11 protein-coding genes and 1 pseudogene are annotated in these 10,342 nt (G+C 33.8%); all 12 read right to left on the bottom strand.

All coding sequences use genetic code 11. The features are described from left to right. A pseudogene (locus PMI10_RS17245) lies at positions 1 to 313 on the bottom strand (hypothetical protein); the annotation flags it as partial. A 25-nt stretch (positions 314 to 338) separates the two neighbouring features. Further along, complete coding sequence (locus PMI10_RS17240; RefSeq protein ID WP_007810371.1) at positions 339 to 959, bottom strand: hypothetical protein; 621 nt, start codon at positions 957 to 959, stop codon at positions 339 to 341. A gap of 38 nt (positions 960 to 997) precedes the next feature. Next, the gene (locus tag PMI10_RS17235; RefSeq protein ID WP_007810369.1) at positions 998 to 1,834 is read right to left on the bottom strand and encodes a hypothetical protein; all 837 of its coding nucleotides are present in this window, start codon (positions 1,832 to 1,834) and stop codon (positions 998 to 1,000) included. A gap of 13 nt (positions 1,835 to 1,847) precedes the next feature. Continuing rightward, positions 1,848 to 2,480 carry a hypothetical protein gene (locus PMI10_RS17230; RefSeq protein ID WP_007810367.1) on the bottom strand — a complete coding sequence of 211 codons (633 nt, stop codon included), beginning with the start codon at positions 2,478 to 2,480 and terminating at the stop codon, positions 1,848 to 1,850. Then, on the bottom strand, positions 2,477 to 3,100 hold the full coding sequence (locus PMI10_RS17225) for a hypothetical protein (RefSeq protein ID WP_007810365.1): 624 nt from the start codon (positions 3,098 to 3,100) through the stop codon (positions 2,477 to 2,479). The genes PMI10_RS17230 and PMI10_RS17225 overlap by 4 nt, the downstream gene beginning before the upstream one ends. 299 nt (positions 3,101 to 3,399) lie before the next feature. Then, the gene (locus tag PMI10_RS17220; RefSeq protein ID WP_007810363.1) at positions 3,400 to 3,783 is read right to left on the bottom strand and encodes a putative adhesin; all 384 of its coding nucleotides are present in this window, start codon (positions 3,781 to 3,783) and stop codon (positions 3,400 to 3,402) included. A gap of 341 nt (positions 3,784 to 4,124) precedes the next feature. Continuing rightward, positions 4,125 to 4,772, bottom strand: coding sequence for a helix-turn-helix domain-containing protein (locus PMI10_RS17215; RefSeq protein WP_238539481.1), 648 nt, complete (start codon positions 4,770 to 4,772; stop codon positions 4,125 to 4,127). Positions 4,773 to 5,863: 1,091 nt separating this feature from the next. Further along, positions 5,864 to 7,462 (bottom strand): pectinesterase family protein, encoded by a 1,599-nt coding sequence (locus PMI10_RS17210; protein ID WP_007810360.1) that lies wholly within the window; start codon positions 7,460 to 7,462, stop codon positions 5,864 to 5,866. Positions 7,463 to 7,547: 85 nt separating this feature from the next. Continuing rightward, positions 7,548 to 7,739, bottom strand: coding sequence for a hypothetical protein (locus PMI10_RS17205; RefSeq protein WP_007810358.1), 192 nt, complete (start codon positions 7,737 to 7,739; stop codon positions 7,548 to 7,550). Continuing rightward, positions 7,736 to 7,990, bottom strand: a complete 255-nt coding sequence (locus PMI10_RS17200; RefSeq protein WP_162129571.1) for a hypothetical protein — start codon at positions 7,988 to 7,990, stop codon at positions 7,736 to 7,738. The genes PMI10_RS17205 and PMI10_RS17200 overlap by 4 nt, the downstream gene beginning before the upstream one ends. 358 nt (positions 7,991 to 8,348) lie before the next feature. Next, entirely contained in the window at positions 8,349 to 9,107 is a 759-nt protein-coding gene (locus PMI10_RS17195; RefSeq protein WP_007810355.1) for an SDR family NAD(P)-dependent oxidoreductase, read from the bottom strand. Positions 9,108 to 9,192: 85 nt separating this feature from the next. After that, positions 9,193 to 10,134, bottom strand: a complete 942-nt coding sequence (locus PMI10_RS17190) for a helix-turn-helix domain-containing protein (RefSeq protein ID WP_007810353.1) — start codon at positions 10,132 to 10,134, stop codon at positions 9,193 to 9,195. Between the last annotated feature and the right edge of the window lie 208 nt (positions 10,135 to 10,342).

The raw sequence follows: 10,342 nt of genomic DNA, 5'->3' as shown, positions 1-10,342 counted from the left end.
TGTCTGAAGCGTTCCCGTTTGCCGCAAGAACAATTCCTGTATCATTTTGGCTTACCGTATAGCGTTTACCAATGTCTGATGGTAAGATTTGTGTCTTGTTCATTCCATCTTGCCATGAAGCTCCTACCTCGGTAATGATTGGAAAAACAAAACTACTTGAAGAACCACGCCCTATATTAGGAATCGTACGCCATGCTACACCTTCCTTCAATACATCGAAGGTTGGTATTTCATTTTTAGTAAATACAAAAACTGTTGGAAGATCCTTGTTCATCGATTTATTCGTGTAGGTAATTTTAATATCTGTTGCCATTATTTATTATTTTTTATGTTATTAATTATTTTTGACTATCTATTCTGAAGGTGTACCCTTCTTCTGCATTTCCATTCAAGGAGATATTCACTTCTGTTACGCCTTCCAAATCCTGCTCGAAAAAGGAATCAGTATTCAATACTGCCGAATTGATTAACTCACTTTCCTGGATCTCTGATGCAATACCCCAATACAATTTTGGCTTAAGGACAAAAGTGGCTTTTTGACCATAACCAACAATCTTTTTTGTAAGCATTAACTTTCCGTCTTTATATAAAGAAGCACTCACGCCGTCTTGTATGTTGGCATCATTATTTACATCAATAGATTTTGTGTCTGATGCGTTTCCGTTTGCCGCAAGAACAATTCCTGTATCATTTTGACTTACCGTATAGCGTTTACCAATGTCTGATGATAGGATTTGCGTCTTATTCATTCCGTCTTGCCATGTAGCTCCTACCTCGGTAACGACCGGGAATACAAAACTGCTTGAAGAGCCTCGCCCTATATTAGGAATCGTACGCCATGCCACACCTTCTTTCAATACATCGAAAGTTGGTGTTTCATTTTTAGTAAATACAAAAATCGTTGGAAGATCCTTGTTCATCGATTTATTCGTGTAGGTAATTTTAATGTCTGTTGCCATGATTTATTTGTTTTATATGATTAAATTATTTTGTTAAACTATTGACCTGGAGTAAATGTTTCTGTAGAGGTAGTCAAGCCCTTAAGAAAAGTCCTTCCTGCTGAAAACTCAGAAAGGGCTTTGATTATATCTTTCGAACTATAAGCATCAACCCCCATAGGATAATTTTGCTTAATTGAGCATATAGCATCATTAGATGATGATAATTTAATTTTTGAAGCAATTGTTACCTCTAAATTCCCTGGTTTGTAAGCATCAGAATTAATCGTTATGGTGCTGGTACCTGAAGCATTAGCAAATAGAGGAACACAAGTCGAAGAAGTATAGTTTGATGCCAAAATTTCTCCGGAAATTAAGCTCTTTTCTATCTCACATAATTTTTGTTTAACTTCTGCCGGAATTCTGCCAGTTGTTTTATTTTGCAAAAAATTTGCTAAATCTGCTTCAAAAGTGGCATTACCTGTAGTAATTGAACTTTTTGATGCTAGTACAATTCCGGTAAAAGTCATCATATTTTCAATCTCACTTTCTAAAGTTCCCAACTCATTAATTTCACTTTCTAAAGTTTCAAATGATGACCCTGCAATAGCACCATCACTTGATAACTTTTCAGATGATACATCTAAATTTTTGTTTCCATTTTTTTCCATTTTACTTTTTTTTTCATTTAATAATTTATTAATCGTTTGTATGTTACCTCCATTGATTTTTACTTTTTGAGCAAACTTCTTTGGACAAAAAGAATCTGTGTCCGAATGCCGTCCATGAATCAGGATGTTACCATTCGTTAAATAACTATAGTAACAGTTGCCTATCATAGGAAAAATGCGATTTACGTTCGCAATACCTGATATTTCATATTCGAAGTAGTTCATTTTTATGAGTAAATTAAGTTTCTTCTTCTATTTGAAACTGGTATCCATTCTGGGCATTCCCATTTAGGGAAATCATCACATAACTAAGCCCGGTAAGATCCAATTCAAAGAACTTTCTACTATTAATTACCGCCGATTGTAAACTACTCCCTTCAGTTATTTCTGAGGCTAGTCCAAAATAGATTTTTTTTGAAGGTATAAATATGGCTGATTGACCATATCCAACTTGGCTTTTTTCTAAAATCACATTACCGTTTTTACAATACTGAGCCGCCACGCCATTGGCTACCTCAATAGAGTTTACTACTTCAATGGTTTTTGCATCAGCTGCATCTCCGTCTGGCTTCAATACAATACCCGTAGTGTCCTGAATAATATGATATTTATCGCCTACCTTGGCAGAAATCTGTGCTGTACTATTGGCTCCATTATCCCAGGAAGCCTGAACTGAATATTGATCGCTATAATAAAAAGTAGAGCGGGATCCCCTTCCGATATTTTTAATTACTTTCCAGGCAAACCCTTCTTCTATACTATCAAAATTCGATGTTCCGTTTTGAGCAAAAATAAATACCTGAGGCAAGTCTTTATTTGCAGATTTGTTAACGTAACAAATCTTTGTTCCTCCTGTTAAATTATCTATCATTCTTGATGTTCTATTTTAAAGTTATAGCCAATCTCCGCATTCCCGTTTAAAGAAACTATTGCAGCACTTACGTTTGCCAAATCCTGTTCAAAAAACTTATTACTATCCAGCACGGCAGAAGATATCGATTGAGAAACCTGAATTTCGGAGGCAATACCCCAATAAATTTTAGGAGCCAATTGGAAAGCTGCTTTTTGCTCATAAGCGACAATGTTTTTTTTTACAATTACATTGCCTCCTTTAAGCAATTGTACACTGACCCCTTTCTTCACTTGGATATTATTCATTAACTCAATATCCATGGGACTTATAGCATTTCCATCTTGCTGCAGCACAATTCCTGTTGCATTTTTTTGTACAGTATACCGTTTTCCTACTTCACAAATCAATTGATTAGTTTCATTTGCTCCTTCTTCCCAAGTGGCTCTAATGCTGGTTTGGGACGGAAAGACAAAGGTACTACGTGAATTTCTTCCGATATTTGAAATTACTTTCCATGCCACACCATCACGGATAGCATTGAAAGATGGCAATTCATTTTGCGTAAAAACAAAGATCTTAGGCATATCCTCGTTTAAGGAATTGTTGATATAAGTTATTTTTACATCATTTTTGTACATGATGACCTCCTTTCTTTTTTCTTTTTTTCATGTTCTTAATTTTTAAATTACATTACTTGTTTTACAATCAGTTTCTTTTTAAAGCAGATTTCCCTGCATTAAAAATGACATTCATTTTATTTAATTCTGAATAGTCTATCATACAATCCGTGTCAATCAAACTGTACTTCTTTTTTTTGATTGAGATAAAAATCTCATTTACACTGTTGAACAGGATTGTATATTTAAACTACTCTTAATTTCATGATCTAATCTGCAGTATTAGTTCATGTTTTTTTGGATTTTATTTGTACAGATTATTATGCACAAGCCACCCAATACAATACTTCAGGGGTATCTAGTTGGTTAAATAAATCCGAAAGTTTAAGAGGATTTGCTTGAGTATAGCTAGTTAGAAGTATTGAAGGTGTATCACTCCCAACTAAAAAGACTCCGGAATAATCAGGATATTCTGAAAGATTCCAAATGTCGTAATTTGGAATAAGTTGTCCACCTGTAAAAGAGTGGTTTATCGTGCCTCCAGGTGTTCTCCCGTGAGATAATTCCTCAAAAATTACAAATGCTTCTTCATTGCTTAATTCTTCGCCTTGTGGCACATAGAATTTAACAGTACACCCATGAGGTACGGTAGTTGTATCTAGAGGATCTCCAGCAGCATGCGATGATAAAAAATATTTATTCATAATGTTCCTTTTTTAATTGATTGATATAATATTGTAGACTTTGTAATTCCCTACAACTCTCTTTTATAATCCACTAAACTCTTTAGTGTTTTTTTACCCTAAATAGTCTATCACACATCCCTTATCAATCAAACTGTACTTCCTTTTTTTGATTGAGATAAAAATCTCATTTACATTGTTGAACAGGATTGTATTTTTAAACTACTCATGATATTTCTCATTTCCTAATCTGCAGTATCGGTCCATGATTTTTTTAAATTCTATTTGTACAAATGATGAATTCTAATAAACCAAAATTACTATGACAAAATTAATTTTTTTTGTACGAAAAAGGCGATTATTTACCAATTTGACTCATTGCTATTTTTTAATACATCTATACAAGGAAAATGCAACTTTGTATTTCTATATTCACCAGGAGAGCAACCAAAGTTTTGTTTGAAATAGCGTGAAAGATGGGCAGCATCAAAAAAACCAGCAAGAGAAGCAGCTTCAGTAACAGATTTCTTTTGTGTTGAGAGTAATTCAGCGGCGTGTTGTAATCGTAAATCACGCACTAATCTTGTGGTAGAAAACCCAAACAAATGCTGTACTTTACGATTTAGATTGGAATAACTCATAAATAGTTTGTTAGCCAATTCTTCTATAGAAAACAATTCATTGTCCAGATTATCAATGACAATTGTTAACAATTTGGCTAACCATATATTTTTATTTTTTAGTTGCAGGAGTTGATTAAAGTAATTTTCACTCAAGGGTATTTTCCAACTCCATAGTTCAGTTGTTTCACCTAATGTCTTTTTACGGTATTCAGATGGACTATTCCCAAACTCTTGCTTAAATTTACGGCTGAACCCGGTTAACCCACTGAATCCGCATTGATGGGCTATTTCCTCTATTGAATGCGGACTTAAACCTAACATTTGTTTTGCTAATTCCATTCTATGATGCAAAATAAGTTTCCCTGGCGAGTAGCTAATTTGATGCAATTTACGGTTAAGTTGTGCTTTACTTATTTGCAATTGCTCCGCTAGTTCTGGTACACCAAATGAAGGGTCAGTTTTTTTTTCTGTATAATGATATCAATTTGACTTATAAAATCAGTATTGGTTATACATGTATTGCCATCGGTAAATTTTTTCATGATTAATTGTTTTGAATAGTATTCATTAAAAATACCTTAATTTGCAAAATAATTCTTACAAATGTTAATAAGAAAACAATAAATAAAACATAGAAAAAACAGAGAAGTGATGGGCATCTGGGGTCTAATTGCCCTTTTACCTAGGAGCCATCCTAATGGTTTCTTTTTTTTCGATTTTCCACTTGGAGATAAATGAAGAATATTGAGTTTGTTTGCGGTATCTCATCCAATAAATGAGATTGGATAATTTTTGTGCAAACTCATAAAGACATTACTATTTTAATTTTAGACCCTTATAAAAAACAGTCTCAAAAATGAATTCATAAAAAAACTACAAAGTAAATAGCGCTTTAGTTTGTAGTTTTTTGAATTATTGTTGTGGACGCGAATTAAAAATCTTAATTGCCATAGCTTTGGTATATTCTTAGTTGAATTTCAAAAAGTTTAAATATTAAAAAAGATACCTCAACTTGAGATGCCTTTCATTGAATTGAAATTGAAGAATTTAATTTTTTTTAAGTATGTTATGTCCGAATTTGAAGTGTTACATAATAAAAGTGTGTCTTATACTAAAATAACTTTATCATTTAGTGAACATTTATATGTGTAAACTTTTTTAAGAGACTAAATTCAACATATTAACTCATAAATTCTGGCTCTTAAAAAATGTCAATATTGGTATTAAGTGCTCGATTGCAACCTCGGCGACTCCACAAAAAAAGGAAGGTATCAAATGCCTTCCTTTTTTATTTTGTAATATATTGATAATTATGTGTTTGCATTTTTATTTAAATAAGGCATTCAAATTTTATTAAAAAAGAGGTTGACTAATTTAGAGAATCTCTTAATGTATTATATATATAGTATTAACAAAAAAAGCAAGCCTAAAAAAATCAGAGACTTGCTTTTGAAATAATTTATATTAAAATCAAAATATTAATGTATAATGATTTTTACAGATTTTTGCCCATCAGCAGCTTTAACTGCAACAATCCAAGTTCCATTTTGAAATTCAAAATCAACATCCTGATTTGTTTTAAATGTTTTGATTTTGACTCCAGAGATAGCACTATAAACAGCAACCGAAGTTTCTGATTTTACATTTGAAATGACAATTCTGTTTTTATACCCAAATACATTAACAGCAGAAGTAGGCGTATTATCTTTTACCCCTAAATTATCATTAGAAATTAATTGTGGCAACGGATTCCAGTTATCGCTTCCTTTTGTAAAATTGAGAGTCGTAATTGCTGTCCCGTCTGTAAGTGTAGGAACAGCTAATTTGGTAGCCCATGCAGCACGGCTTGCAGAATTATTCACACCAGAATTTTCGATAGTTCCGTATTCATACATTTTAGCTGACTCTGCTTTACCCAATGAATTATTCCATCCTTGAGGTAAAATTAATGATTGACCCACATAACCAGGATTAGTAGAAGTTTCGATAGTTGTTTTGTAAAAAACTACTTCACTAGTTACAGCTGCCCAAGGGCGACCAAAATAGCCCGGTTTAGATGCATAAGCAGATGCCGTTTCTGTACCAGGAACTGCAGATGTAACTTTGCATCCATACATCAAATATCCTCTTCCTGTAGCTTGCTGTGCTGCTGTTATATAACACACATCACTGCTGGCATCACTGGTATTCATGGCAAAATCTGTTTTATAAAAAACTGCATTCATACCTCCAAAAATATAATCAACAGCACCCATCATCACTCCTTTATACACTACAACTCTTGCGTTTGCTCCTCCAAAGAAAGAATCCTGGCGTCCGACAATACGACATTTATTCAATATCACTTTATCTACACCATTTTTAACAGCAAAGGCTGCTGCTCTTTCTGCAAAACTTTTATTTTGAACTGCGGTACTTCCATATGTTGTTGGGCGAACTCCTTTGTTACCTGATCCCAACTCCACAATATCCTGCGATTCTTTTAATGAGATATATTGGTTATAGGAGTTTTCAATAATAATATCTTCGGCAGTAAATCCATTTGCGCTAACAATCAAAGTTGCGTTCCAGTAGGAATTATTAGTGGTTCCGCTTACATTTTTGTATGACTGAAAACCATTTTCTTTATTTACCTTAAGAACATCGGCATCCCATTTTTGATTGCTTTTCATACTGTAGTAATTATATCCCATTCCATAATAAGAAGTAATTCGTACCGCTCCTGCATCAATATCAACTCCTTTATTTAACAAATTAATATTTGGCGTTGAAGCTGCATTTTTTAAGGTAACATTAGCCTGGGTAATATCTATCATTTCTTCGTAATTCCCAGGATCAATCATAATCGTAACACGATCTGTGCTGGTACGCGTCATTCTTGTGACATCAGCAAGGGCCGCATTAATCGTTTTGTATGTTTTATTAGTACCAACGGTAAGGACTGAAGCATAAGGGATACTTCCGGTTGGTGTCGATGCTACAAAATCAGGTGTTTTAGAAACAGGATTGTCATTCGTATCGCACGCGGCAATAGAAATTATTGAGTAAAGTATAAGTAATTTAAAATTTGTTTTCATAAAATTTATATATAGAAATCATTATTTATTAATCTGACAGATTGCCTTATGCAGTCTGCTTATTAATTGTGAAATATTTTTTAATCTAAAAAGATCCATACGTATTGCCAGTAGCTGTTGCACCGGCATTAGTTGAAATGTCTGCTGCAACAGCAGACGCCTTAAGAGTTACAATTGAGTAAGGAGGCAGGAAAGCGGTAATGCTTCCTCCGTCAATATTTTCTGTTGTATTTGTAAAGAGATTTCCAGCTGTTACGGCTGTATAACCCGAAATCAAATCGATAGGCTTGGTAACATTTTAATTGAGTATAGGTCATAGGTTGTAACTGTGGTTTTGGCATTACTTCCGCCTCCTGTTGTACCTTCATTTTGTGAAGCCCAACCTGATACGTTAGTACAATCACCTGCCAATAAAGAAATATCTTCATTCTTTGGAATGGCAACGTCTCGATTGTTCTGAACTGAAGCGGGGTCTTCACGGGGAAAACTTACCAGCATCAAAGTAAATGCCACCAGAAATGCTGACAATGTAGGTTTTAATTTCATGTTAAAAGATTTTAGGGTTAATTTTTTTAGACTGCAAAAATGTTTATAAAATGCATTAAAAATGTTGAAATTATTCAACATTTTTAATGCATTTTATCTTTTAAACAAAGCACTTTAAAGAGATTTGACTTTCACCGGGAAGCAATATTGTGAAATTGGTTCATCCCTGTAAAACATATTAAGTGGTTTGTTAGTATATTGGTATAAGGTGTTAGATTGTAATCCTATTCAGTCCACAAAAAAATCCTGTAAGCGTTATGCTTACAGGATTTTTGTTTTATCAAATAAAAAAATCCCACTCAACATTTAAGTGGGATTTTTGTTGTCTTATAAAGATACCTTAAAGATTAAAACCTCCGGTTATTTCAACTCTTTGACCATTAATCCATTTTGAGTCATCCGAACACAGGAAAGCAACCACGCTTCCAATGTCATCCGGCAAACCAACTCTTCCTAAAGCTGTTTGGGAAGCCAAAAGTTGATTAAATTCTGCAACGTCACGAAGAACTCCACCTCCAAAGTCTGTTTCAATCGCACCCGGAGCGATAGAATTCACTCTGATTTTTCTGGCTCCCAATTCCAAAGCCTGATATCTTGACAAAGAATCTACTGCCGCCTTCATCGGGCCATAAGCGGAATAGCCCCCGTATGACCATCTTGCCAAACCTGAAGAGGTATTCACGATAGAACTTCCGTCATTCAGCAATGGTAGTAATTTTTGGGTTAGGAAATAAGGTCCTTTGAAGTGCATATTAGTCATCGCATCCAAAGTTTCTTCAGTGGTCGTTTCAAAACTTTCGTTGATTCCGATTCCTGCGTTGTTGACCAATGCATCCAATTTCGCTGAACCAAGTTGTGAATCCAAAATTTCTTTCACTACACTCGTAAATTGGTCAAAACCTGAAGTCGTAGAAATATCCAAAGACAAAGCAAATGCCTTCTGTCCGATAGCTTCAATATCTTTTACGACTTCATCTGCTAATTCTTTTTTTGTTTGATAAGTCAATATAATATCAAATCCTTTTCTTGCCAACTGTAAAGCTGAATCTTTACCCAATCCACGACTTGCTCCAGTCACTAATGCTATTTTATTTGCCATCTTTTATTGTATTTAATTAATGGTACAAAGTTGGAGAATTAACTCAGAACAGTATTTGTGAAAATCAAAGTATGATTTGTAAAAATCAAACAATTTGTAGTTCTCTAAAATATTGAGGTGATTGCTGACTGTACTTCTTGAAAAAATTGGAAAAATGGGCAACTTCTTCAAAGCCTAATGTGAAAGCGATTTCAGAGATATTCCACTCCGTTTGAGATAGGATTATTTTAGATTCCTGATAAATTCGGCTTCCGATGATCTCGCCAGTTGTTCTTCCCGTCGTTTCTTTCAAAATTCTGTTGAGATGATTCACGTGAACGCCTAATTTTCCTGCAAAATCTGCAGGTGTTTTCAGCTGGATCACCTGGCTGATATTTTCAATAGGAAATTGTCTTTCAAGAAGTTCAACAAATAGAGCAGTCATTCTGGATGAAGCTGTCTTTCTATTTTCAACAGGAAGGATTGGTTTTAATTTCTGTCCAAAATGAATAAGCTCCATAACATAATTTCTCAGCAAATCATATTTGTAAATATAATCAGATTTGATCTCTTCGTGCATTTTTAGAAATATCGCTTCAAATTGATGAAACTGTTCTGTACTAATTTGAAATATAAAATCACTATTGGGTGAAAAAACCGGAAGATTATCTAGTTCTAATCCTATCGTTACAGTAGGTAAAAAATCTTTGGTAAAGACACAAAAATGCCCTGATTGTTCGGTGCAGACATTCGTGTAGTTGTAAGGAATTTTCGGAGATGCAAACAAAACTGCACAATCTTCGATGTCAACGGTTTTGTCAGTGTATTCAATCTTATTTTTACCATTGATTAAACTTATTTTATAGTAAGTTTGCCTGTTGCAAGGCATTTCGGTTTTTAACTTGAAGGCTCTATAGATTTTAGGAATATTAAAGACATTGAAATGACCAATATCATCATGGATATTATCAGTCAAAAATTGACTGATAGCGGGACAAGAATCTCCCAAAATATCTTGATAGAACTCTTTGATGGTAATTGAACTCATTAGATTGCAAAAATCAAATATAATGATTTTATTTTATTTTCCTTTCAGTTTTTTTTACCTGAACACATTTTGCCTTTAACTTTTCCCGATAGTTAATTCCCCTTTTTTAATTGCGCTCACAATATCTTCCAACGTTTAGCAGTATATCATTCAGGCTTTTAAAGACTTTAATATATTCGAATCTAAATCAGAAAACCTTTCTCATATA

Source organism: Flavobacterium sp. CF136 (assembly GCF_000282055.1).
Lineage (GTDB): Bacteria > Bacteroidota > Bacteroidia > Flavobacteriales > Flavobacteriaceae > Flavobacterium.
The sequence above is the reverse complement of the archived record's forward strand: the minus strand, read 5'-3'. Positions and strand labels throughout refer to the sequence as shown.

What these genes read in the sequence shown, in the direction of transcription:
- PMI10_RS17240 (WP_007810371.1), bottom strand. Translation starts at nt 959, where the DNA reads ATGGCAACAGACATTAAAATTACCTACACGAATAAATCGATGAACAAG.
- PMI10_RS17235 (WP_007810369.1), bottom strand. Translation starts at nt 1,834, where the DNA reads ATGAACTACTTCGAATATGAAATATCAGGTATTGCGAACGTAAATCGC.
- PMI10_RS17230 (WP_007810367.1), bottom strand. Translation starts at nt 2,480, where the DNA reads ATGATAGATAATTTAACAGGAGGAACAAAGATTTGTTACGTTAACAAA.
- PMI10_RS17225 (WP_007810365.1), bottom strand. Translation starts at nt 3,100, where the DNA reads ATGTACAAAAATGATGTAAAAATAACTTATATCAACAATTCCTTAAAC.
- PMI10_RS17220 (WP_007810363.1), bottom strand. Translation starts at nt 3,783, where the DNA reads ATGAATAAATATTTTTTATCATCGCATGCTGCTGGAGATCCTCTAGAT.
- PMI10_RS17210 (WP_007810360.1), bottom strand. Translation starts at nt 7,462, where the DNA reads ATGAAAACAAATTTTAAATTACTTATACTTTACTCAATAATTTCTATT.
- PMI10_RS17195 (WP_007810355.1), bottom strand. Translation starts at nt 9,107, where the DNA reads ATGGCAAATAAAATAGCATTAGTGACTGGAGCAAGTCGTGGATTGGGT.
- PMI10_RS17190 (WP_007810353.1), bottom strand. Translation starts at nt 10,134, where the DNA reads ATGAGTTCAATTACCATCAAAGAGTTCTATCAAGATATTTTGGGAGAT.